The organism is Mesorhizobium sp. BR1-1-2 (assembly GCF_020165435.1).
In the GTDB taxonomy this organism is placed as follows: domain Bacteria; phylum Pseudomonadota; class Alphaproteobacteria; order Rhizobiales; family Rhizobiaceae; genus Mesorhizobium.
The window spans coordinates 107244-131041 of sequence record NZ_JAIUID010000008.1 but is presented as its reverse complement, the minus strand read 5'-3'; the positions used below and the strand labels follow the sequence as shown (position 1 = coordinate 131041).

The following is a 23798-nucleotide window of genomic DNA, read 5'->3' as shown; positions in this document are numbered from 1 at the left end:
GCCCTAAATTGGTCTCGCACGGATGATAGCCAAAGCACGAATTTTGTGGAACCGTCGCTGCGACAAATAACAGCGGGGGACGCGGGCATGACAATGGACGAGGCGCGGACAAAACTTGCCGCCATTCCCATGCTGGCCAGCTATAGCGGGCCGCTGGAGCGGCTTGGCGGCCTCACTAACCTGGTTTTCAAGGCGGGGGACTTCTGCCTGCGCATTCCAGGTAAAGGGACCGAGGAATACATCAACCGCGCGAATGAGGCGGTGGCTGCGCGCGAGGCGGCTAAGGCAGGCGTCAGCCCCGAGGTGCTGCATGTCGATCCGGGTACCGGGGTGATGGTGACGCGCTTCATCGCCGGAGCGGTGACGATGTCGCCGGAAAAATTCAGGGTTCGGCCGGGCAGCCCGGCGCGGGCGGGCGAGGCCTTCCGCAAGCTGCATTCGTCCGGTGCGGTGTTTCCGTTCCGTTTCGAACTGTTCGCGATGATCGACGACTATCTCAAGGTGCTGTCGACCAAGGAGGTCGCCCTGCCCGCCGGCTATCACGACGTGGTGCGCGAGGCCGGTGGCGTGCGCGCGGCCTTGTCGGCCCACACGCTGCCCGTCGTCGCCTGCCATTGCGACCCGCTGTGCGAGAATTTTCTCGATACGGGCGACAGGATGTGGATCGTCGACTGGGAATATTCAGGAATGAATGATCCGCTCTGGGATCTTGGCGACCTCTCCGTCGAAGGCAGGTTCGATGCCGCGCAGGACGAGGAGATGATGCGGGCCTATTTCGGCGGCGAGGCAAAACCGGCGGAGCGCGGCCGCATCGTCATCTACAAGGCGATGTGCGACCTGTTGTGGACGCTGTGGGGACTGATCCAGCTCGCCAACCACAATCCCGTCGACGATTTTCGGGCCTATGCCGACGGTCGCTTCGCGCGCTGCAAGGCGCTGATGGAGACGCCGGAATTTTCACGGCACCTGGCGGCGATCCGCGAGGGCTAATTCACACCCTTCGGCACGTTTTCAGGCGGCACCGTCGTGTCGACCACTTTCTGGCGGTGGAAAATGAACAGGCCAGCCAGCACGACGATGCCCGAGCCGATGAGGATGCGCGGGCCGGGAACGTCGCCGAAGAACGCCAGCCCGAAGACCACCGCCCATAGAAGCAGCGTGTAGTGCAGCGGCGCCAGCGTCGAGGCCGGTGCCAGCTTGAGCGCCCGCGTGATCATCAGATGGGCGCCGCAGGAGACGATGCCGAGCAGCAGCATGGCGCCGAAATCGAGCGCCGACGGCGTCTGCCAGGCGCCGATGGTCAGGGCACCGCCGACCAGCAGCGTGCCGATGGTCTGCCATGTCACCAGATTGGTGTCGCTGGTGCCGCGCAGGCGCCGATTGAGGATAATGGCGAAGGCGAAGGCAATGCTGCCCGCAAGCGCGAAGCCCGACGACAGCGAGAAAGCCGCCGAGGAGGGCTTGAGCATGATCAGCACGCCGCAGAAGCCGAGCAGGATCGCCATCCAGCGGCGCCAGCCGACCTTCTCGCCAAGCAAGAGATGCGAGAGTGCCGCCACATAGATCGGCCCGGCCATGTAGAAGCTCATCACATCCGCAAGCGGCAGATAGACGACGGCGGCATAGAAGAGCGCGGTATCGAGCGTGGTCATGATGACGCGTAGGACCTGCAACTCGGGCCGTTCCATGCGGAACAGCTTGGCGGCGCCCTGGTGGGCGATCATCGGACCGAGCACGAAAAACGCGCCGATCGACCTGATCAGCACCACCTGGCCGACGGAAAAGCTGGCGACAAGCCATTTGCCCATGGCGTCGTTCAGCGCAAACAGGAAGTCGCCGGCCAGCATCAAAAGAATGCCGGCCAGAAGCACGTTCCTGATGGTGGAATTCTGCGCCACGGGTTGCGTCATGCCGATCCCGATTCCTGTTCAAGCCGCGTCGTAGACGGAAGCGGCCGCCTTGACGAGGAGAAATCCGGGAATCGGCAAGGCCAGCGCCGGGAATCGGCTGGGTCTAGGACGATACGTGCCGCCGGTTCACCAGTGCCGGCCTGCCGGGGATGGCAAGCCGGGTGTCCTGCCTGGTTCGTTCCGCCACCACCTTGCCCCTGGCGACGACGCAAATGCGTTCGGGGCGCAGGCGAATGGCCTCGACCGGATTGCCGGCGTCGAGGACGACCAGGCTTGCGCGCTTGCCGACGGCGAGGCCTAGATGATCGAGCCCCATGATGGCGGCATTGACGTTGGTGACCATGTCGAAACACCGCGCCATGTCGGCCGGGCTCGACATCTGGGCGACGTGAAGCCCCATGAAGGCGACGTCGAGCATGTCGGCGGTGCCCAGCGAATACCAGGGATCGAGCACGCAATCCTGGCCCCAGCCGACGCGGATGCCCAGCGCCAGCATCTCCTTGACCCGGGTCATGCCGCGGCGCTTGGGAAACGTGTCGTGGCGCCCCTGCAGCATGATGTTGATCAAAGGATTGGGGATGGCTGAGACGCCGGCCTCGGCGATCAGCGGCAGAAGCTTCGAAACGTAGTAATTGTCCATCGAATGCATCGAGGTGAGATGCGAGCCGGCCACCTTGCCCTGAAGGCCGAGGCGCTGCGTCTCATAGGCAAGTTGCTCGATGTGGCGCGACAGCGGGTCGTCGGTCTCGTCGCAATGCAGGTCGACCATCAAGCCGCGTTTTGCCGCGATCTCGCAAAACTCGGTCACCGAGCGCGTGCCGTCGGCCATGGTGCGCTCGAAATGCGGAATACCGCCGACGACATCGACGCCCAGATCCAGCGCGCGGATGGTGTTTTCCCGTGCCCCGGGCGAGCGGTAAAGCCCATCCTGCGGAAAGGCGACCAACTGCAGGTCGATATAGGGCGCCACCGCCTTCTTGACGTCGAGCAGGGCTTCGACCGCCAGCAGCCTGTCGTCGCAAACATCGACATGGGTGCGGATGGCGAGCAATCCCATCGACACCGCCCAGTCGCAATAGGCGAGCGCGCGATCGCGCACCGCCTCATGCGTCAGAAGCGGCTTCAGTTCGCCCCACAGAGCGATGCCTTCGAGCAGCGTGCCCGAGGCGTTGATACGCGGAATGCCGTAGGAGAGCGTCGCATCCATATGGAAGTGTGGGTCGACGAAGGGCGCAGAGACCAGATTGCCGCGCGCGTCGATCGTCGTGCCGGCGTTGCCATCGAGCTTCGGCTCGATCGCCGCGATCGTCTCGCCGACGATGCCGATGTCGGCAACCCTTCCGTCAGGCAATGTGCCGCCGCGAACGATAAGGTCGAAGTCCATCTGTCGTCATCCCCTTGAAGGCACCAGCTCCACCTTCTACCCTTGTGAGAGAGGTGGCCGAGCGAAGTTCAGTCGGATGAGGGGTAGTTCCAGCCCGGCAAGAAGGCACCAGCACCCCTCAACCGTCTTGGCGCTACGCGCCAATCCACCTTCTCCCACAACGGGAGAAGGAAAGGCTACTCCGGAACGTGCCTCACCGCACCCTTGTCGGCGCTGGTAGCGAAGGCGGCGTAGGCGCGTAGTGCTGTCGTCACCTTGCGCTTGCGTTTTTCTTCGGGCTTCCAGGCCAGGGCGCCCTTGGCCGCCATCGCCGCCCGACGGCTGGCGAGCTCCTCATCGCTCACGGCGAGGCGGATCGAGCGATTGGGGATGTCTATCTCGATCGTGTCGCCTTCCCGCACCAGGCCGATCGTGCCGCCTTCGGCGGCTTCGGGCGAGACATGGCCGATCGACAGGCCCGACGTTCCGCCGGAGAAGCGTCCGTCCGTGACCAGCGCGCAAGCCTTGCCCAGGCCCTTCGATTTCAGATAGCTGGTCGGATAGAGCATTTCCTGCATGCCGGGGCCGCCGCGCGGTCCTTCATAGCGAATGACGACGACGTCGCCGGCCTTGATCTCGTTCGACAGGATCGCCTTGACCGAGGCATCCTGGCTTTCGAACACCCGCGCCGACCCGGTGAATTTCAGGATCGACTCGTCGACGCCGGCCGTCTTCACGATGCAGCCGTCGAGCGCCAGATTGCCTTTCAGCACGGCAAGGCCGCCGTCCTTGGAAAAAGGCGTCTTCGCCGAACGGATGACACCCGTCTCGCGGTCCAGATCGAGCTCATCCCAGCGGCGGTCCTGGCTGAAGGCGACCTGCGTCGGCACGCCGCCGGGCGCGGCGAGGAAGAAATCGCGCACGTTCTGGCTTGAGGTGCGGGAAACATCCCAATGATCGAGCGCCTCGCCGAGACTTGATGTGTGCACGGTCGGCAGGTCGCGGTTGATCAGTCCGGCCTGGTCGAGCTGGCCGAGGATCGCCATGATGCCGCCGGCGCGGTGGACGTCCTCCATGTGCACGTCCGACTTGGCCGGCGCCACCTTGCACAGCACGGGCACCCGCCGCGACAGCCGGTCGATGTCCTCCATGGTGAAGTCGACCTCCCCCTCATGCGCCGCGGCCAGGATGTGCAGCACGGTGTTGGTAGAGCCGCCCATGGCGATGTCGAGCGTCATGGCGTTCTCGAACGCGCCTTTTGAAGCGATGCTGCGCGGCAGCGCCGTCTCGTCGTCCTGCTCGTAATAGCGCTGGGCGAGATCGACGATCAAATGTCCGGCCTCGACGAACAGCCGCTTGCGGTCGGCGTGCGTCGCTAGTGTCGAACCGTTGCCGGGCAGCGACAGGCCGAGCGCCTCGGTCAGACAGTTCATCGAATTGGCGGTGAACATGCCGGAGCAGGAACCGCAGGTCGGGCAGGCCGAGCGCTCGATGACCTTGACGTCCTCGTCGGAGATCTTGTCGTCGGCGGCCGCGACCATGGCGTCGACCAGGTCGAGCGCCTGCGCCTTGCCGGCGAGCACCACCTTGCCGGCTTCCATGGGCCCTCCGGAGACGAACACGGTCGGGATGTTCAGGCGCAGCGAGGCCATCAGCATGCCGGGCGTGATCTTGTCGCAATTGGAGATGCAGACCATGGCGTCGGCGCAATGGGCGTTGACCATGTATTCGACCGAATCGGCGATCAGCTCGCGCGACGGCAGCGAATAGAGCATGCCGTCATGGCCCATGGCGATGCCGTCATCGACGGCGATGGTGTTGAATTCCTTGGCGACGCCGCCGGCCTTCTCGATTTCGCGCGCGACCAGCTGGCCGAGATCCTTCAGGTGAACATGGCCCGGCACGAACTGGGTAAAGGAGTTCACGACTGCAATGATCGGCTTGCCGAAATCGCTGTCCTTCATGCCGGTAGCGCGCCAGAGGCCGCGGGCGCCGGCCATGTTGCGGCCATGGGTGGTGGTGCGGGAGCGATAGGCAGGCATGAATTTTCCTTAGCTGGCCGGCGGCGCTCGATGCGGAGCGTGGCGGCCCTGAATATGGATCGCAGGCGTTATAGACCGGCAATTATTGTCTGGCCACATTTTTGCAATGCGCCAGATTCTCCAGAAAATTCAGAGTTTGCGAAAAAGATCGCCTCGCCTGTCGGATCGCCTGCCGGACGCCCGTCCTTGGATCAACGGCAAGGGAGTGGGACCATTTTCTCAGACAGCCGTTCCATTGTAGCAGCAAGAAGCAACCGAGGAGCACGACATGCAAAAGATCACCACCTGCCTGTGGTTCGACGGCCAGGCCGAAGAGGCGATGAATTTCTACGTCTCCATCTTCAAGAATTCGAAGGTGCTGAGCATCATGCGTTGGCCCGAAGGCCACGCCGATGAAGGCAAAGTGCTGGTGACCACGTTCGAACTCGACGGCGTGCAGTTCCAGGCGCTGAACGGCGGACCGCAATTCAAGTTCAACGAGGCGATGTCGCAGTCGATCGACTGCAAGACGCAGGAAGAGGTCGACTATTTCTGGGAAAAGCTCACCGAAGGCGGCGAGCCGGGCGTCTGCAGCTGGCTGAAAGACAAGTTCGGCGTCTCCTGGCAGGTCGTGCCGGAACAGCTGCCGCGCCTGCTCCAGGATCCGGACCGGGAAAAGGCCGGCCGGGTGATGAGCGCGATGATGAAGATGGGCAAGATCGACATCGCCAAGATCGAAGAGGCGGCGAAGGGGTGAGAAGTGCGCGATCTTGCCTTCTCCCCTTGTGGGAGAAGGCAGGAATGCTCCTTACGCCGCCTTGTCGCGGACCTGGTAATCCTTGATCGTGGCGAAGCGGATCGCCTTCCAGCGCTCCGCCTCGTAGTTCAGCGAGAAAGCATGCTGGGCGAGGAACACCGGGTCGTTGTCGAGGTCGCGGGCAATGTCGCCGCGATGGGCTTCGATGAAGCGCTGGACCTCGGCCTTGTCGTCGGCCGAAATCCAGCGGCAGACCGAAAAGCGCGACATCTCGAATTCGACCGGCAGCGTGTATTCGAAGTTCAGCCGCTCCTTCAGCACGTCGAGCTGCAGCGCACCTACGACGCCGACGATGGCCGGCGAGCCGTCTTCCGGCGAAAACAGCTGTACGACGCCTTCCTCGGCCATCTGGTGTAGCGCCTCCTTGAGCTTCTTGGCCTTCATCGCGTCGCCCAGGCGCACGCGGCGCAGGATTTCCGGGGCGAAGTTCGGCACACCGCGGAACAGGATTTCCTCGCCTTCGGTCAGCGTGTCGCCGATGCGCAGCGTGCCGTGGTTGGGGATGCCGACGACGTCGCCGGCAAAGGCCTCGTCGGCGGTGACGCGGGTGCGGGCGAAGAAGAATTGCGGCGCAGACAGGCTCATCGGCTTGCCGGTGCGCACCAGCTTTGCCTTCATGCCGCGTTCGAGCTTGCCCGAGCAGACGCGCACGAAGGCGATGCGGTCGCGGTGGTTAGGATCCATGTTGGCCTGGATCTTGAAGACGAAGGAGGTCATCTTCTCCTCGGTCGCCTCCACCATCCGGGTGTCGGCATCCTGCGCGCGCGGCGGTGGCCCGAAAGCGCCGAGCGCCTCGATCAGGTCGCGCACGCCGTAATTGCGCAGCGCCGAGCCGAAATAGACCGGCGTCAGATGGCCCTCGCGAAAGGCGTCGATCTCGAGCGGACGGCAGGCTTCGCGCGCGAGCTCCAGCTCCTCGATGAAGGCCTCGCGCTCGTTTTCCGGCAGCAGGCCGGCGACGCGGTTGGAATCGGGACCGTTGACGGGCGTGCGCTCCTTCTCGTCGTCACCCTTGCGCACGGCGTTCAGCGCCAGGTGGTAAGTGCCCGAAAACGTCCTGCCGCGGCCGATCGGCCAGGTAATGGGCGCGGTATCGAGCGCCAGCTTCTGCTCGATCTCGTCCAGTATCTCGAAGGGATCGCGGCTTTCGCGGTCCATCTTGTTGACGAAGGTGATGATCGGGATGTCGCGCAGCCGACAGACCTCGAACAGTTTCAGCGTGCGCGGCTCGATGCCCTTGGCGGCGTCGATGACCATGACCGCCGAGTCGACCGCCGACAGCGTGCGGTAGGTGTCGTCGGCGAAATCCTCGTGGCCGGGCGTGTCGAGCAGATTGAAGACATTGTCCTCATACTCGAACGTCATCACCGAGGTGACGACCGAAATGCCGCGTTCGCGCTCGATCTTCATCCAGTCCGACCGGGTCTGGATGCGGTCCTTCTTGGCCTTGACCTCGCCGGCGAGCTGGATGGCGCCGCCGAACAGCAGCAGCTTTTCGGTGAGCGTTGTCTTGCCAGCGTCCGGGTGGGCGATGATCGCGAAAGTACGGCGGCGCGAGACCGCCTGTTCGATGTCTTCAGCCAATTTATGGAATCCTGTCTGTGGCGCGGGCTTCTAGCAGCGCTTTCCCGGCCTGTCGACGGTTTTGGACCGGCGGCGACTGATGTCCCGGTCGCCGAACCAGGTGATCGACTGGATTTCGGAGCGGTTGATGCCGATATCGCGCAGCAGGTAATCCGGTAATTCCCAAAGCCGTGCGCGGTCGCGCCGAATACGGATGATGCGGGTGATGGCGCGCAGGACGGAAAGACACAATTCGGTGGCGGCTGCGACGAGCCGCGAGCTGACGGAACGATTGACGATGAGATCCGGTTCTGTATGTCCTGTTGTCATGGCTGTGTTTCCTCTTGTTCAAATGATGGGAGAGCGCACACCGCGTTGGCGCGGCGACGGGTCGCTGTTAGGCACGAGATGGTTGCAAGGACCGCGGGCGGTCGTCGCCCGCCGTTTGCTGGCGAATGGCCGCTGCTCAGGCCGACTTGCGCCAGGGGATGAGCATCGACACACGGCTGCGGTAGCGCCGATACTCGTCGCCAAACATTTCGATCAGGTCGCGCTCTTCGAGAAAGATGCCGACCAAGATGTAGGTCGTGGTCACGGCGGCAAAGAAGAGGTGGCCGAAAGTCATGATCGGCGCCATCCAGAACGCGATGATAAAACCCAGATAGATCGGATGGCGGACAAATTTGTAGAGCACCGGCGTCCTGAAACGCACCGAGGGCATGTCGCGACCGACGAAGTTGTTGGCGACCTGATGCAGGCCGAACAGCTCGAAATGGTTGATCAGGAAGGTGCTGGTGAAGACCAGCACCCAACCGACGAATGACATGCCGAGGATCATCGTGGCTACGGTCGGATCGGTGACCTGCCACAGCACGGCCGGTATCGGGCGCCACTGCCAGAACAACAGATCGAGCGCGAGGCTTGCGAGCAGCACGTAGGTGCTGCGCTCGATCGGCTTCGGAATCCGGCGCGTCCACCACTTCTTGAACTGCCTGCGGGCCATCACGCTGTGCTGGACCGCGAAGAGGCTCATCAGCAGGACGTTGACGATGAGAGCCTCGGCAAGCGGAGCAACCGCTCCGGTGTCGATGGCCTTGGGAACCACCAGGCCGCTTACGAAGCCGATGGCGTAGACGATCGTACCGAAGAACACGAGATACGCGGCCAAGCCGTAGATGAATGCGAAAATGCGACCCATGGTCGATCTCCTTCCAAAGTTGATGGCTGTTGGCCACGTCGGTCGGACGACGAGGCCCTCGACGGGAGCAACGAACCCTCCGGCGACCATCCAGATTGCCGCGAGACACCGGGAGGGCCACGCAATGCCCCTCCCAGGCGCCGCGTGATGCCCCTCAAGACATGTCGTGTTCGCAGCTCACATAAGGGTTCCAGTCGGCGAACATGCCGACAGGGTTATGCCGCCAGTGCCAGACGTGTAGCTCGTAGTAGGGGTCCACAGGATGGACGCCCACCGTGGTCTTGCGCTGGAGGGTGCGGCCGAGGAACTCGGGAACGCCCTTCCCCTTCCAGTCCTTCTCGAAGACGATGTATTCCATGCCGACAAGCTGCATGGATCCATCCTGTTCCGGCTCGTAGGTCAGCACGTCCGGCTCGCCCAGCACCAGCTTGCCGTCTCCGGCCCGCGCGGGGTTGATGAAATGAACGCCCATCGTGCCGTGCTCGTCATGGGTGGTGCATTCGAACAACTGCTGGTAACCCTCGGCCTTGGCGACCTCGATGTTGACGTACCTGGACGCCATTTCCCGCGACCGGTTAAGCGCCGGATCTGGAGTATCGTGGGCATCCGCGGAGCCGCAGGCGAGCGCGGACGCCCAGATGCCTGCGGACAAAGCGGTGCCGAGGATCAGATTTGCGAGGAGTTTCACGACAGAGCCCTCCCCGTCAGGCGCCGGCATGTGCCGTCGTCGGATCGAACAGGCGCTTGACCTGCGTGATCTTCGTGGCCGGGAAGCCGCTCATCTTGGCGTGGCGCTGGATGATCTCTTCATCCTTGGCGAGGTAGACGCAGAACGTCTTGTCCTCGGCGACGAAGGATTCAACCCACTGAATTTCCGGGCCGAGTTCTGCGAGAACGGTGTTCGAGGCCCTGGATGCCTCGCGAAGCTGCTCGCGCTCGAAAGTACCGACCTTGGGAATTTCGCGTTCGATGATATACTTTTGCATGTCCGTAGTCTCCTTGTCTGGGGTTCAAATGCCGCCGAACGGGCGATCGTGCCGCTACCGGTGACATTCCTGGGATCACTGCGCTAAAGTGCAGCTTGGCTCGCCAGGCACACGGAGAATTACGGGAGGGGCGGCCAACAGTCCTTACGGCGCCCTTACATTGTTCTGATCCCTTGCCTATTGTTGCAGGAGGAAATGCTGTCGATGGGGGTCTATAGTTTCGGCGATTTCGAGCTGAACGAGGAATCGCGCACTCTTCGTCTCACAGGCAGAGAGATCGAGGTGCAGCCGCTGGTGTTCGATTTCCTGGCTGTTCTGCTGCGGTATCGGGACCGTGCCTTGAGCAAGGAAGAATTGCTCGAAACACTGTGGCCGGGAGTCACGGTAACCGAAGCCTCGTTGCAGCGCGTTGCCAGCCTCGCTCGCACCATCCTGCGCCAAGGCGGCATGGAAACGGCGATGCGCAACCTGCCACGGTTCGGCTACCGGATTTGCCTCGACCGACCGGCGTCTTCCAATCCAAACTCGAGCCCGGTCGACCCAGGTGCCGTGATCGCCGGATCGCAGATCTTGCGTGCACGCGCGGCAGCCACGGCCAGGAAATGGCAAGAGGCCGTGGCCTGTTTCGTCGAAGCGGATGCCCAACAGCAGGTTCTCACCGCCGATCTTGAGGAATGGGCGCTGGCTCTGGAGTGCATGGGGCGGCCATCCGAAGCCATTCCGCAGTTGACGCGTGCGGTGGCGGCCCATAGCGCCGCCGGAGACCGACTGCGGGCGGCTTCCCCGGCGATCACGCTTGCACGGATACACCTTGAAAGAGGCGAACTCCCAGTGGCGAAGGGCTGGCACAAGCGCGCCGCACAGTTGATCGATGCGGCCACCGACAGCCGGGAGCATGGCTTGTGGTGCTGGATGGGCGCGCGCATCATGGGCGCGGAAGCCCAGCCTGAACAGGCGCTGGCGTGGGCCGAACAGGCGTTCGAAGTCGGCAAGCATCTCGAAGATCCGGTCGTGGAATCGCTCGGGCTGATCTATCGCGGCTTCTTCAAGCTCTGCCTTGGGGAAACCAAGGCCGGAGAGGAGGACCAGGACTTCGCGGCTGCTCTTGGTCTGTCGAGCGACATTGATCCCATCGTCGGCGGCATTCTCTATTGCAATATACTGTGGGCCTGCCGGAGTTCCGGTGACTGGGCGAGAGCCAATCAATGGACGCTCGGCTACGAAAGCTGGTGCAAGGGACACGGGCTCGACGACCTGTCGGGCTCGTGCCGGCTGCACCGCGCAGAAGTGCTCGGAGTGCACGGAACGCTGAAGGAGGCCGAGGCGCTGGTGCGCGCGGCTATCGACCAGCTTGCGCTCGACGCGCCTTGGGCAACGGGCGATGCATTGCGTGTTCTCGGCGATATTCATCTGGCTGCCGGTGATCTCTCCGAGGCGGAGGTGGCCTATCGCGCATCTCACGCCGCAGGCTGGGATCCGCAGCCAGGCCTTGCCCTGTTGCAGCTGGAACTGGGACAGTCCGAGGCCGCTTTCGCCGCTCTCGAGCGTTCCCTTGTCGGAAGCAGCTGGCCGACCCTGCAGCGCAAGGGGCTGGTTCTCGCCACGCTTGCCAAGGTGGCGGCAAGGACAGGCCGGCCGGAGCGCGCGAAGGAAGTCATCGCCGAACTGGAGAGTCAGCCACAGCGCTGGCCCATGGCATCGATCCGGGCGCTGACGGCGGAAGCCAAGGCCGAACTCTTTTCACGCGAAGATCGTTTGGCCGATGCAGCCCGCGAACTGCAGATCGCTTGCTCGCGCTGGAGCGAGATCGGTTCGCCGATCGGTGCCGCCGATGCCCGCCTGTCGCTCGCGGCGCTGCTTATCCAGCTTGGCGATCGCACCGGCGCCGAGCTGGAACTCGGCACCGCGCTGGCCGCTGCAAGGAAAGTCGGCTCCTCACGGCTCATGCGGCGTCATGACGAGCTGAAGCGACTGCTCGCCGACGTGCAGAAAGAACCGCTGGACAGCGCGTAGCTCTCGCAAAGCGGATCGCCATATCCGCAACCGGCGCCAGTCCTGAACTCACCCTTGAGATCGAACCGATGCGATGGCATGACGGAACAACTCCCATCAAGGGCCAGAGCATGAGCAGCGCGAAGGAAGTCGTCGTCATTGGCGCCGGTATCATCGGCGCTTCCATCGCCCGGCACCTGACCACGGCCGGGGCACGGGTCACCGTCGTTTCCGAGAGCGGCGCCGGCGGGGTCGCCACGCCGAATTCCTTCGCCTGGATCAATGCCAGCTGGGGCAATCCGGAAGTCTATTTCCGGCTGCGCGCCCGCGCCATGGCAGAGTGGAAACGGCTGGCAAACGAGCTGCCCGGCCTGCCGCTCGCCTGGTGCGGCGGGCTGTGCTGGGACTTGCCGGCGGACAAATTGGAGACCTATGCGGCGGAGCATTCGTCCTGGGGCTATGGCATCAGGCGCGTCGACCGCGCCGGCGCGGCTGGCATCGAGCCCAATCTCGCCGAGCTTCCCGACTTTGCCGTGCATGTCGCCGAGGAGGGTGTCGCCGAGCCGGTCGCCGCAACGAAAGCGCTGCTGGCCGACGCCGAACAGCGCGGTGCGCGCATCGTCTCCAGCACGGTTATGGGGCTTGTTCAGACCGGGGGCAGGACGACGGGCGTGGACACCGCCCATGGTTTGCTCGCCGCCGACGAGGTGGTGATCGCGGCCGGCGTCGGCTCGCCGGAGATTGCCGCGACGGCCGGCATAAGGCTACCGATCGAAATACCGCCCGGCCTGATCGTTTATTCGCGGCCTTACAAAAAATTGCTCAACGGGCTGGTGCTGGCCGAGCGGCTACACATGCGCCAGACGGCGCAAGGCCGCATCATCGCCGGGTCCGACTTCGGCGGTGCCGATCCGGGGATGGATGCGGCGGCGACGGCGCGCGAGCTGTTTGCGGCGCTGCAAGCGATGCTGCGCGGCGGTGACGGCCTGGAGCTCGATTTCCATACGGTCGGTTACCGGCCGACGCCGATCGACGGCTTCCCGATCATCGGCCGCGCCGAGGGCATGGACGGCCTCTATATCGCGGTGACGCATTCCGGCATCACGCTGGCGCCGGCGGTCGGCTTGTTCGCCGCGCGCGAAATCCTCGACGGGGAGCGCGATCCGCTGCTGGCGCCCTACGGGTTGGGTCGGTTCGCTCAATAGTTTGGTGGACGGCTGAAGCCGCCGGTCAACGGCGCCATAGCCCTGGCAATAGCGAGCAGCCGTGATTCCGACCAGCGTTTGCCGACCAGTTGCAGACCGATCGGCAGGCGGTCTCGGTCCTGTCCGTACGGTATCGAAAGTGCCGGATGGCCACTGTAATTGAACACCGCGCCATAGGCCGGGAGCATCCAGTAGTTTTGGTCCTTGCCATCGACCTTGACCGGTGCGCCGGGCTCGCAATGAGGAAACGCGCTAGTCATGGCCACCGGGCAGAGCAGCGCGTCGCAACTGTCGAAGAAGGCGTCCCACGCGAGAATGGATTTGTCGCGACGGGCGAGCGCTTCGAACCAGCGCGAGACGGGGGTCGGCTGTTCCGGCGGCCCGGGTTGCGCCGCCTCCATCATCATGCCAATCAGAGCTCCGCCGTGCCTTAGATCATCACGCAGATCGAGCTTGGGCAGTTTCGCTTCCTCGACAATGGCACCAGCCGATTGCAACTGCCCTGCAAGGTTGTCGACCGCTGCACTGATGTCGCCAGCCACCGGGAAGCCGGGAAACGACGACGCGAAGGCTATGCGTAGTGTCTTGAGGTCGAGCTTCGGCATGTCTTCGACCGGCACCGGGGCGACATCGGTGTCGCGCCCGTCCGCTCCGGCGATGATTTGATAGATCAAGGACAAATCGTCCACGCTGCGCGCCAGCGGCCCGAGACAGGACATCAGCCGGACGCTGCGCGCGGCGTCGCCCGGGTCCGGAAAAGCGCCGGCCAGCGAGACGCGATGCTCCGTTGGTTTCAGGCCATAAACACCGCAAAACGCGGCGGGGAGACGGATGGAATCCTGCATGTCGGTGCCGACATCGAACGGTGTCATCCCGGCGCAAATCGCGGCCGCAGCGCCGCCGCTGGAACCGCCTGCGGTGCGCTCAAGATTCCAGGGGTTGCTGGTCCGGCCGAACAGCGGATTTTTCGATTGCCAGTCGGACAGCAAGCTGGCGACATTGGTCTTGGCCATCAGCACGCCGCCGGCCGCCTTCAGCCTGGCGACGACCGGGCTGTCTTCTTTCGCCGCATAATCGGCGAAAGGCGGGAAGCCGACCGTGGTCGTCATGCCTGATGTCTGGTGCATGTCCTTCAGGGCGAACGGGATGCCGTGCAGCGGTCCGAGCGCAGCGCCGCGCGCCAGTGCTGCGTCGGCCTTCTTGGCTTGGCTGCGAGCCCCTTCCCTATCGAGGGAGATGACGGCGTTGACGGCTTCGTTGTGCGCATCGATCTGCGCCAGGTGGGCGTCGAGTGCTTCCACGGCCGAGATTTTTCGCGCGGCGATGGCGGCGGCCAGCTTGACGGTCGAGGAAAAAACGAGATCCATGGTGAATGCTCCGGCTTGCACGCGCTCGTCCGATCAAGATGGCGGACAGCGGTGCGACTTCAAGCGGAGTTGAGCAGTCCGAAAGCCATTGTGCTTGACCGGAATTGCTCATGTCTGTGAGGTCGGCACCCTACGGCGCTCCCTCTGTCCCGCGACATTGCGCAATCTGCAACTACACAGCCAGCGCCAGCCTCGCGGCCGGCGCAAACGGCCGAATATTCATGCCGTCCCTGGTCATGGTGACGAAGCTCGATGGCGGGATCGCCTGCCAGTCGCCGCCTTCACGGTCGAAGGGTTCGGAGACGATGCAGCGGCCGCCGCCCTTGGCGGCGGTATAGAGGGTGGGCGCATGGTCATCCGTGGCATAGCGGACCGCGTGGAGCGCCTGCCCGTCGGAAAGGGCGGCCGTCAGCTTCAGCGCCGGCTCGATGCCGACACGCCGCGAAGCCTCCAGCACGCGGCTGGTGGCACGGGCGACGGCGCCTTGCGGATCGGCGGCCAACCCTTCGTCGATCACCAGGAGAAAAAACAGCTCGGAATCGGTAGTGCCCTCGCGCTGGTCGAAGACGGCGTCGGACAGCGAATTTTCCAGCGCGCGGCGGATCTTTTCGAAGCCGCCGATCTGGCCGTTGTGCATGAATGACCAAGGGCCCGAGATGAAGGGATGGCAGTTCATGCGGCTGGTGGCGCCGCCGGTCGAGGCGCGAACATGGGCGAGGAACAATCCGGATTTGATCTGCCGGCACAAGCTCTTCAGATTGGGATCGGACCATGCCGGCAGAATGTCGCGGTAGAGGCCGGGCTCGGGCCGGTCGCCATACCAGGCAAGCCCGAAACCATCGCCATTGGTCGGCGACTTGGCTTCCTCGGCGCAATGGCTCTGGGCGATCAGCGAGTGGCAGGGCGCCGTGAGGATGTCTTCGAGGAAAACCGCTTCACCGAGATAGGCCGCCCACCGGCACATCGCTTCTTCCGTTCCTAAGCGCGATCCGGAAGAGCCTTGGGCTCCTTGACCGCGTGCGAACCTCTGTTGTGCGTCCGCTCGTAAAGCTCGCGGACGATTCGGCTGGCGGTAGTCTCGAACAGAAATGGCAAGAAAGCGTGAACGAGGGCGGCCCCGGCGGCCGTCAGCAGGCGCGAGGAAAACCAGGCGGCAAAGGCCATGTGACCGAAATAGGTCTCGCCGACCTTGGCCGGATGGGAGGTGAAAATCCTTGCGACCGACATGCTGCTTCCCCTTCAGCGCTTGAAGTTCCCGATATCGGGTATCCTGGCACGGTTCGTCGGTTCATCGGTCTCAAAATGTCCTTGTATTTTGCTTGTTCGCGGGACAAACATCCCACATGGCCATCGAAATCGACGAAATCGATCGGAAATTGCTCGCCGAATTGCAACGCGACGGCACGCTGTCTGTCGACCAGCTGTCGGAGCGGGTTGCCTTGTCGCGCAACGCCTGCTGGCGGCGCGTCAAGCGGCTGGAGGAGGATGGCGTCATCACGGGCCGGGTGGCGCTGGTCGATGCGGAGAAGCTCGGGCTCGGCCTCTCCGTCTTCATCCTGGTCCGCACCTCCAACCATGATCCCGAGTGGTTGCAGAAATTCCGGGCGGCGGTGACCGGGTTTTCCGAGATCACCGGCGTCTACCGCATGTCCGGCGACCTCGACTATGTCCTGCGCGCCCGCGTCGCCGACGTGAAGGCCTATGACCGGCTGTACCAGCGGCTGATCGCCAAGGTGGCGCTGTCGGACGTTTCGGCCTCCTTCGTGATGGAGGAGATCAAGGAGACCACGGTGGTGCCGATGGAAGTGCGCTAAGGATTGGCTCCGGCCATAGTGATGCCCGAAAGAAAGCCGTTGATAGGATCGCGGGCGAATTGACCGAATCGGCAATCGCGCCGATAGGATCGATTTTATGCGCGCAGCCATCCAAAATTCCTCCGTCATCGGTCCGACCGTCGGCTTCGTCAGGTTGCCGCACGCCGACGGCCTTCCCCTCCCTGCCTATGAAAGCACCGGCGCGGCCGGCATGGACCTGCGCGCGGCGGTGCCAGACGATCGGCCGCTGCTGATCCTGCCAGGAAAACGCGCTCTGGTGCCGACCGGACTGATCCTGGAAATCCCCGAAGGCATGGAAGGCCAGGTGCGGCCGCGCTCCGGCCTTGCCTTCAAACACGGGCTGACCGTCCTCAACACGCCGGGCACGATCGACAGCGACTATCGCGGCGAGGTGAAGGTGCTGCTGGTCAATCTCGGCGACGAGGATTTCGCGGTGACGCGCGGCATGCGCATTGCCCAGATCGTGTTCGCCGCGGTGATGCAGGCGGGCGTCGAAGAGCGCGCCCTGGCCGGCGGCACGGCACGCGGTTCGGGCGGGTTCGGCTCGACCGGCACGGCCTGATGAACATACCGAAACTCGTCATCTTCGACTGCGACGGGATTCTGGTCGATACCGAGAACCTGGCCAACCGGCGCCTGGCCGAATGGCTGAGCGAAGCCGGTTATCCCACCAGCTTCGAATATTGCCGCAAGAACTTCTCCGGCCGCAGCATGGTCTCGGTGCAGAAGCAGATCGAAGAAGAGACCAGCGTCAGGCTCGGCGCCGACTTCGTCGAGCGCTGGAATGCAGGGCTGCCGGACCTGTTCGCCCATGGGGTCGAGGCGATTCCCTATGTCCGGGAGTTCGTCGAGGCTGTCCGGGCGGCCGGCATCGCCTATTGCGTGGCCACCTCGGCCAGGGTGTCGAAGATGCACATCACGCTTGGCCAGACCGGTCTGCTGCCGCTGTTCGAACATGCGATGTTTTCCTCGACCATGGTCGTGCGCGGCAAGCCGTTTCCGGACCTGTTCCTGCATGCGGCCAAGACGATGGGCTTTGCGCCTGCTGACTGCATCGTCATCGAGGACAGCGTCGCCGGCACGCAGGCCGGCATCGCCGCCGGCATGCGGGTATTTTCCTATCATGGCGATCCCTACAGCGACCGTGACGGCTTGATGCGAGCCGGCGGCATCCTGTTCGACGACATGCGCACACTGGCCGGACTGGTGCCGATCCACTGATCGGCGCCGGTTTGACGGGTTGCAGGGACGCGCCGGAGGAATTGTCAGCAGAGAACGCGAAACGCTTCTGAGCCAACCGCATTCGTTTGCCCGGGCAAGGCGGGCGAGCTAAAATCCGCCATCGCACTCAGCACGATGGGGGAGCTTCCATGGACAAGGGCAAGATCTTTCGCGACCTGCATGCCTCGACCTTCGTCATGCCCAATCCTTGGGATGTCGGCACGACGAAGCTGCTTGGATCGTTCGGTTTCAAGGCCTTGGCCACGACCAGCGCCGGCTTCGCCTTCTCGCGCGGCCTGCCGGACGGCGCGGTGACCTTCGATCAGATGATCCATCACTGCCGCGAGGTGACAGCGGCAACCGAGCTGCCGGTTTCGGCCGATCTCGAACGCGGCAAGGGCGACAGCGCCGAGCAGGCCGCCGAAACCATCTTCGCGGCTGAAGCCGCCGGCCTTGCCGGCTGCTCGATCGAGGACCACACCGGCGACCCGAACAAGCCGATCTATGATTTTTCGCACGCGGTGGAACGCGTCGCGGCGGCGGCGGAAGCGGCCCGCGCGCTGAAACGCGATTTCGTCTTCACCGCGCGGGCGGAGAACTTCCTCTGGGGCAAGTCCGACCTCGACGACACGATCAAGCGGCTGCAGGCATTCGAGAAGGCGGGAGCCGACGTGCTCTACGCGCCGGGCATCGGTGACGTCGAGATGGTGCGCACGCTCTGCTCGGCGGTGAGCAAGCCGGTCAACGTCATGGCAAGGCCCGACTTCACCATCGCCGATCTAACCAAGGCCGGGGCAAAGCGCGTTTCGCTTGGGCCGTGGTTGACCAATTTCGCTTATGGCATGCTGGAAACGGCGGCGCGCGAGATCCAGCAGGACGGCACGTTCGGCTTCACCCGCGCCGCCATGCCCTTCGGCAAGTTGCAGGCGCTGTTTGGCAAATCGGGATAAGCGGGCGGAACACATGACGCTGACCGTCGTCGACATGCACACCGGCGGCGAGCCGCTGAGGATCGTCACCGGGGGCTATCCCGATATCCCGAAGGGCACGATCCTGGAGAAGCGCGCCTATGTGCGCGACCATCTCGATCATCTCCGGAAAATCCTGATGTTCGAGCCACGCGGCCATTACGACATGTATGGCGCGCTGCTGGTCGAGCCCGATTTGCCGGGCGCCGACCTTGCCGTGCTGTTCATGCACAATGAGGGCTATTCGACCATGTGCGGCCACGCCATCGTCGCGCTCGGCCGCTATGCCGTCGACGAAGGGCTGGTGACCAAGCAGGAACCGGTGACGATGGTCAACATCGAGGCGCCCTGCGGCATGGTCGTCGCTTCGGTCGAGGTGCGCGACGGCAAGGCCGGTGCTGTGTCGTTCGAAAGCGTGCCGGCTTTCCTGTTCGCACGCGACCGCAAGATCGAGTTGCCCGGCTACGGCGCGATAGGCTTCGACATCGCCTATGGCGGCGCCTTCTATGCACTGGCCGACTGTCACCAGTTCGGGCTCGAATTCGGCCGCGACCGGGTGCGCGATTTCGTCGACGCGGCGACGGCGCTGACCGAAAGGCTGAAGAGCGGGTTCCCCTTGTCGCATCCCGACCATACCGACCTCGCCTTCCTCTACGGCACCATTTTGACGGATGGGCGGGACGCGTTTTCGGATGAGCCGACGAAAAACGTCTGTGTCTTCGCCGAGGCGCAGGTCGACCGGTCGCCGACCGGTTCCGGCGTGACCGCGCGGCTGGCGGCGATGCATGCCAAAGGCGAGATCGCAACAGGCCTGACGCGCACCTTCGAGAGCATCGCCGGCTCGCGCTTTTCCGGCGCGGTGGCGCGGACGGCGGAAGCCGGACCGCATGAAGCGATCATCGCCCGCGTCGGCGGCCGCGCCTACTATTGCGGCCGGGCGGAATTCATCGTCGAGCCCGACGACGAACTGGGGCGCGGCTTTCTGCTGCGGTAGGGATTGGCGCATCAACGGGACGGCTTGCTCCGCCGATCGGGCCGGGCCGAGATCGCCTTGTGCAGATGCACCATCATGGCTGCGGCGAAGAGCGGCGTCACCAGGTTGAGCACCGGCACGGCAAGGAAGGTCGCGATGACCAGGCCGGCGAGAAAGACCGTCCCGGCATGGCTTCGGCGCAAGGCCCTGGCCTCTTGTTCCGGGCGAAAACGCATGGCGGCGAATTCGAAGAATTCGCGCCCGAGCAGGTAGCCGTTGACGATGAAGAAGGCGGCGATGTTGACGCCCGGCACCAGCAGAAGCAGCAGGGCGACGATGTTGCCCAGAACGACGATGCCGAAGAACTTTATCGCCAGCACCAGCGAGCGCAGCGCCGGCATGGCGCGGCCGGGCGGATCGCCGGGATAATCGGTACGCTCGACCACGTCGGCGATGTCGTCGAGGAAAAGGCCGGCGACGACGGCCGTCACCGGCGCTATGAGCAGCGCCATGCCGAAGGCAAGCGCGATGGCCGCGATGATGCCCCCCAGCCAACCGGCCCAGGACGGCAGGCCGGGAAACAGCGTGTGCAGCCACGGCAGCGCCAGCCACTCGACGAGGCTGGTCAGCCCGAACCACAAGGCGACCAGCGCAAGCACAGTCAGGCCTAGCGTCTTGAGGAAGACGGCGCGGAATTCGGGCGAGAACAACTGGCCGGCGGCGGCGCGGGCGGCGCTGGAGATCACGGTGCTTCCAACCTCACTTCGAACGCCGGGAGGATAGGCAGCAGGTCCACCCGTCACAAGCCTCTGTTGCCATGGCAATCGCTTGAGGCTCGAATTCTCCGCATCCACCCTCTTCCGAGCGTCGGCGCCCCCTCATCGCCCTGCCGGGCACTTCTCTCCGTATAGTGACGGGAGAAGGGCTGGCCGCACGCCGGCGCCTACATTGCAACGTTGCGGCTTGGCGAAACCGGCGATGACAGAAGATGCCGGCAGACAGGTGAGAGGCGGTGCCAACTTCGGCAATTGAAGGCGCTTGAAGGCGATTGCCCTGTCTGCCTATTGTGCGAGCGCCGGCTTGCGGGTGGGAATGGTCATGGCCGCGACGCCGGCGACGACGAAGGCCATGCCGAGCCAAGCCGTCGAACCCAGGCTTTCGCCGAGGAAGACGGCGCCGATGCCGACGCCGATCGGCACTCGCAGATAGGCCTGTGACGTCGTGCCGACCGAGCCCAGCGTGTGAATCAGGCGGAAATAGATGACGAAGGCCAGCGCGGTCGAAAACACGGACAGGCCGAGCAAGGCCAGGATCGACGCCATCGACGGCGCGAGTGTCCAGGGCTGGTCGACCAGAAGGCTGAGCGGCACCAGGATGACGGCGCCGCAGAGCATCGAGCCGGCGGCGGGCAGCATCGGGTCGAGGCCCTTGAAGCCACGGCCGAAGATCGCCGCCCCCGCATAGCAGACCGTTGCAAGGACGATGGCAAGCTGCGCCCAAAGTTCATGGCCGAGACCGCCCAGCGCCTGTGTGCCCACGATGAGGCAGATGCCGGCAATGCCGGCGCCGACGCCGATCAGTTTGCGCAGCCTCACCGGTTCATGGCGGGTGATCAGCGCGGTCAACAGGAAGGTGAAGATAGGCGACGTCGCGTTGAGAATAGTGGCGAGGCCGGCATCCACCGAGCGCTCGGCGGCGGCGATCAGAGTGAACGGGATGACGCTGTTGAGGCACGCCTGGAAGGCAAAACGCCGCCAGCTCGCCGCATCGCCCGGCATGGCAAGCCCGCGCCAGCGGATGATGGCGAACAGGATGCCGCCGGCGATCAAGGTACGGGCGGCGATGAACGTCACCGGCGGGATCGTCTCTACGCCGATCTTGATGAAGGTGTAGGAGGCGCCCCAAAGCACCGCCAGGACGGCGAGCAGCGCCAGATCGGTGTTCATGTCGTTTCTTGCAGGCATGGGCTTGCCGCCTTCGGGCAGGGATCGAAAGGCCCTTCTTAGGCAAAGCCGCGATGAAATGCTTCGGCCACGGTCGAATTGTCGTAGCGCCTGACCGTAGCGGCAACGACAGAAAATCCGTTGCCAATTTTCAGGGTCATGCTGTAGACCCGCGCGGGCATGGCAAGAGGCCGGCGCGGATTTTGGCGGAGACATTGATGCCGGACTATGACGTGCTTTGCATCGGCAACGCGATTGTCGACATCATCGCCCAGTGCGAAGAAGAATTCCTGGAGACCAACGGCATCATCAAGGGCGCGATGAACCTCATCGACACGAGGCGCGCCGAGCTGCTCTACAGCCGCATGGGCCCGGCGATCGAGGCGTCCGGCGGCAGCGCCGGCAACACCGCCGCCGGCGTCGCCAGTTTTGGCGGCCGCGCCGCCTTCTTCGGCAAGGTTTCCAACGATGCTTTGGGCGAAATCTATGCCCACGACATCCACGCGCAGGGCGTCGCCTTCGACACCAAGCCGCTTCAGGGCGAGCCGCCGACGGCGCGCTCGATGATCTTCGTCACCCCCGACGGCGAGCGCTCGATGAACACCTATCTCGGCGCCTGCGTCGAGCTCGGGCCGGAGGATGTCGAGGCAGACAAGGCGTCGGGCGCCAAGGTCACCTATTTCGAGGGCTATCTGTGGGATCCGCCGCGCGCCAAGGAGGCGATCCGGCAGACGGCCAAGCTGGCGCACGCGGCGGGCCGCGAAGTGTCGATGACCTTGTCGGATTCGTTCTGCGTCGACCGCTACCGCGACGAGTTCCTCGAGCTGATGCGCTCGGGCACCGTCGACATCGTCTTCGCCAACAGCCATGAGATCAAGTCGCTCTACCAGACCTCGTCCTTCGACGAGGCGCTGGCCCAGATCCGCAAGGACTGCAGAATAGCCGCCGTGACGCGCTCGGAAAAAGGCTCGGTCATCGTGCGCGGCGACGAGACCGTGGTCATCCAGGCGACCGCCATCAAGGGGCTGGTCGATACGACGGGCGCCGGCGACCTCTACGCCGCCGGTTTCCTGCACGGCTATACGCAAGGCCGCGACCTCAAGACCTGCGGCGACCTCGGCTCACTGGCAGCCGGACTGGTGATCCAGCAGATCGGGCCGAGGCCAAGGCAGAATCTGCGCAAAGAGGCCGAGCTGGCGGGATTGCTGTAGGGTAAACCTGCCGATCTCCCCCGTCGTGGGGGTTGAGAGTGGTCCGCGAAGTGGGCGGAAAGCCAATTGCTTGGCTTTCCGAACGACGAACGCCGGCAAGCCAGAGGGGGGCGCTGTCCCGCCGGCATCTCCAGGGTTCTACACTGCCGCCAAGCCCAAAATGAACGGCATGAACGTACTGTCCATGTCGGGGCGCCAGTTCGAAGAGTATGGGCACGCGGAAGGGAACCACCGCTACGTAGCGATCCTTCGCGCCCCCCTCTGCCCTGCCGGGCATCTCCCCCACGAGGGGGGAGATCGCAGCTTGACCGTCGCGCGGCTGTCACACATCGCACCTACACGCAATCTGGGCGTCCTTGACTGACATTTGGGCGCCCTCAGCCAGTTGGGGTGCCAAGATGCAAGACAGCAAGCTGTCGGGCGGCCGGATTTGTTGCCGCCGCGATTTCCGCTTTCCACATTAGAAATTCAGCAACGGGCCCCGATCGGGGAGGAGCGCTCGCGGCCAGAAGACAGATGCATGAACAGATTTCACGTAACCGGTCTTAAACAAGACGACTTCGCCGACATGGTCGCGGAGAAGGTCGAGCGGGCGCTCGCCCACTATGACGAGGCCATCAACAAACCCACCATCGTCTCGGTTGGCAAGATCGCCGGCAGCATAGCGTCCGCCGTCACCTTGCTGTCGCCGAAGCACCAGCGCGCCATCGATGCCATCCGTGCCGACCTTCCGGGGCTGGCGTCGAAATTCGTGCGTGCGCTGGCCGCGGAAGCCGCGCGCCGCAGCGAAGCCGGCACCGCGGGCGCCCCAAACCCGTCGGCGGATCTCGGCGGCCCCGCCTCCCCGCTTCCGCGCACCCAGTCCGACGACCTCGAATCGATGCTGATCGAAGACTGGGCCGGGCGGGTCGCCGGTTCGACCTATCTGGAGGAACACCTGCGCATCGCCCGTTCGACCCTGCACCGCTGGCAAAGGCGGGGCGAGGTGGTCGCCTTGCGCAAGGGCGGCCGCAAGCACGTCTTCCCGCTGGCGCAGTTCGTCGATGGCAGGCCGGTGGCGGGTATTCGAGACGTGCTGTCGTTGATCAGCAATCCTAGGCTGGCGTGGCTGTGGCTGACCCGCCCCTCGGCGCTGCTCGACGAGCGCATTCCCATCGACCTGCTGCGGCAAGATCAGGTTGAGGAGGTCATCGAGGCGGCGCGGGTGTTTTCCGCGGGTTAAGCG

At 64.2% G+C, this 23798-nt stretch carries 24 protein-coding genes; 11 read left to right on the top strand and 13 right to left on the bottom strand.

The window, feature by feature from the left end:
* Positions 1-87 precede the first annotated feature (87 nt).
* A complete protein-coding gene (locus tag LB551_RS19650) occupies positions 88-990 on the top strand; it encodes a phosphotransferase family protein (RefSeq protein WP_224660190.1) in 903 nt (300 codons plus the stop codon).
* Here LB551_RS19650 and LB551_RS19645 read toward each other — a convergent pair.
* From LB551_RS19645 to ilvD, 3 genes are all read right to left on the bottom strand, one after another.
* Entirely contained in the window at positions 987-1910 is a 924-nt protein-coding gene (locus tag LB551_RS19645; RefSeq protein WP_140550220.1) for a DMT family transporter, read from the bottom strand. The genes LB551_RS19650 and LB551_RS19645 overlap by 4 nt on opposite strands.
* A 103-nt stretch (positions 1911-2013) precedes the next feature.
* Positions 2014-3294 carry an amidohydrolase family protein gene (locus LB551_RS19640; protein ID WP_224660189.1) on the bottom strand — a complete coding sequence of 427 codons (1281 nt, stop codon included), beginning with the start codon at positions 3292-3294 and terminating at the stop codon, positions 2014-2016.
* 176 nt (positions 3295-3470) lie between these two features.
* A complete protein-coding gene (gene ilvD / locus LB551_RS19635) occupies positions 3471-5315 on the bottom strand; it encodes a dihydroxy-acid dehydratase (protein ID WP_224660188.1) in 1845 nt (614 codons plus the stop codon).
* 268 nt (positions 5316-5583) lie between these two features.
* Here ilvD and LB551_RS19630 point away from each other — a divergent pair, with 268 nt between their 5' ends.
* The gene (locus LB551_RS19630; protein ID WP_224660187.1) at positions 5584-6051 is read left to right on the top strand and encodes a VOC family protein; all 468 of its coding nucleotides are present in this window, start codon (positions 5584-5586) and stop codon (positions 6049-6051) included.
* A 51-nt stretch (positions 6052-6102) separates the two neighbouring features.
* Here the strand turns inward: LB551_RS19630 and LB551_RS19625 are convergent, their stop codons facing one another.
* The 5 genes from LB551_RS19625 to LB551_RS19605 form a co-directional block, all read right to left on the bottom strand.
* Positions 6103-7695, bottom strand: a complete 1593-nt coding sequence (locus LB551_RS19625; RefSeq protein WP_224660186.1) for a peptide chain release factor 3 — start codon at positions 7693-7695, stop codon at positions 6103-6105.
* Positions 7696-7725: 30 nt separating this feature from the next.
* The gene (locus LB551_RS19620; RefSeq protein WP_224660185.1) at positions 7726-8004 is read right to left on the bottom strand and encodes a DUF1127 domain-containing protein; all 279 of its coding nucleotides are present in this window, start codon (positions 8002-8004) and stop codon (positions 7726-7728) included.
* 136 nt (positions 8005-8140) lie between these two features.
* A complete protein-coding gene (mddA, locus tag LB551_RS19615; protein ID WP_224660184.1) occupies positions 8141-8872 on the bottom strand; it encodes a methanethiol S-methyltransferase in 732 nt (243 codons plus the stop codon).
* Positions 8873-9026: 154 nt separating this feature from the next.
* Positions 9027-9560 carry a hypothetical protein gene (locus LB551_RS19610; protein ID WP_224660183.1) on the bottom strand — a complete coding sequence of 178 codons (534 nt, stop codon included), beginning with the start codon at positions 9558-9560 and terminating at the stop codon, positions 9027-9029.
* Between the two features lie 16 nt (positions 9561-9576).
* Positions 9577-9858 (bottom strand): DUF4242 domain-containing protein, encoded by a 282-nt coding sequence (locus LB551_RS19605; RefSeq protein ID WP_224624833.1) that lies wholly within the window; start codon positions 9856-9858, stop codon positions 9577-9579.
* Positions 9859-10062: 204 nt separating this feature from the next.
* Between LB551_RS19605 and LB551_RS19600 the strand changes: the two genes are divergently transcribed.
* Together LB551_RS19600 and LB551_RS19595 are read left to right on the top strand one after the other, a co-directional pair.
* A complete protein-coding gene (locus LB551_RS19600; RefSeq protein WP_224660182.1) occupies positions 10063-11871 on the top strand; it encodes a winged helix-turn-helix domain-containing protein in 1809 nt (602 codons plus the stop codon).
* Between the two features lie 110 nt (positions 11872-11981).
* The gene (locus LB551_RS19595; protein WP_224660181.1) at positions 11982-13055 is read left to right on the top strand and encodes an NAD(P)/FAD-dependent oxidoreductase; all 1074 of its coding nucleotides are present in this window, start codon (positions 11982-11984) and stop codon (positions 13053-13055) included.
* Here LB551_RS19595 and LB551_RS19590 read toward each other — a convergent pair.
* The 3 genes from LB551_RS19590 to LB551_RS19580 all read right to left on the bottom strand — a co-directional run bounded on the left by LB551_RS19590 (position 13049) and on the right by LB551_RS19580 (position 15649).
* On the bottom strand, positions 13049-14422 hold the full coding sequence (locus tag LB551_RS19590; protein ID WP_224660180.1) for an amidase: 1374 nt from the start codon (positions 14420-14422) through the stop codon (positions 13049-13051). The two genes, LB551_RS19595 and LB551_RS19590, sit on opposite strands and share 7 nt — an antisense overlap.
* Before the next feature lie 172 nt (positions 14423-14594).
* The gene (locus LB551_RS19585; RefSeq protein WP_224660179.1) at positions 14595-15386 is read right to left on the bottom strand and encodes a class II glutamine amidotransferase; all 792 of its coding nucleotides are present in this window, start codon (positions 15384-15386) and stop codon (positions 14595-14597) included.
* Positions 15387-15400: 14 nt separating this feature from the next.
* On the bottom strand, positions 15401-15649 hold the full coding sequence (locus tag LB551_RS19580) for a DUF6356 family protein (protein ID WP_140512988.1): 249 nt from the start codon (positions 15647-15649) through the stop codon (positions 15401-15403).
* Between the two features lie 116 nt (positions 15650-15765).
* Between LB551_RS19580 and LB551_RS19575 the strand changes: the two genes are divergently transcribed.
* The 5 genes from LB551_RS19575 to LB551_RS19555 all read left to right on the top strand — a co-directional run bounded on the left by LB551_RS19575 (position 15766) and on the right by LB551_RS19555 (position 19440).
* Entirely contained in the window at positions 15766-16236 is a 471-nt protein-coding gene (locus LB551_RS19575) for an Lrp/AsnC family transcriptional regulator (RefSeq protein WP_140497095.1), read from the top strand.
* Positions 16237-16333: 97 nt separating this feature from the next.
* The gene (dut, locus tag LB551_RS19570; RefSeq protein WP_224660178.1) at positions 16334-16819 is read left to right on the top strand and encodes a dUTP diphosphatase; all 486 of its coding nucleotides are present in this window, start codon (positions 16334-16336) and stop codon (positions 16817-16819) included.
* A complete protein-coding gene (locus tag LB551_RS19565; protein ID WP_224660177.1) occupies positions 16819-17478 on the top strand; it encodes an HAD family hydrolase in 660 nt (219 codons plus the stop codon). The genes dut and LB551_RS19565 overlap by 1 nt, the downstream gene beginning before the upstream one ends.
* 149 nt (positions 17479-17627) lie before the next feature.
* Complete coding sequence (locus tag LB551_RS19560) at positions 17628-18428, top strand: isocitrate lyase/phosphoenolpyruvate mutase family protein (RefSeq protein WP_140550236.1); 801 nt, start codon at positions 17628-17630, stop codon at positions 18426-18428.
* Between the two features lie 13 nt (positions 18429-18441).
* Positions 18442-19440, top strand: a complete 999-nt coding sequence (locus LB551_RS19555; RefSeq protein WP_224660176.1) for a proline racemase family protein — start codon at positions 18442-18444, stop codon at positions 19438-19440.
* 11 nt (positions 19441-19451) lie between these two features.
* Here the strand turns inward: LB551_RS19555 and LB551_RS19550 are convergent, their stop codons facing one another.
* Positions 19452-20165, bottom strand: coding sequence for a sulfate transporter family protein (locus tag LB551_RS19550; protein WP_224660175.1), 714 nt, complete (start codon positions 20163-20165; stop codon positions 19452-19454).
* Positions 20166-20480: 315 nt separating this feature from the next.
* Positions 20481-21365 carry an EamA family transporter gene (locus LB551_RS19545; protein WP_224660174.1) on the bottom strand — a complete coding sequence of 295 codons (885 nt, stop codon included), beginning with the start codon at positions 21363-21365 and terminating at the stop codon, positions 20481-20483.
* 215 nt (positions 21366-21580) lie between these two features.
* Here LB551_RS19545 and LB551_RS19540 point away from each other — a divergent pair, with 215 nt between their 5' ends.
* Positions 21581-22573, top strand: coding sequence for an adenosine kinase (locus tag LB551_RS19540; RefSeq protein WP_224660173.1), 993 nt, complete (start codon positions 21581-21583; stop codon positions 22571-22573).
* Positions 22574-23093: 520 nt separating this feature from the next.
* Entirely contained in the window at positions 23094-23795 is a 702-nt protein-coding gene (locus LB551_RS19535) for a hypothetical protein (RefSeq protein WP_224660172.1), read from the top strand.
* The last annotated feature ends 3 nt before the right edge of the window (positions 23796-23798 follow it).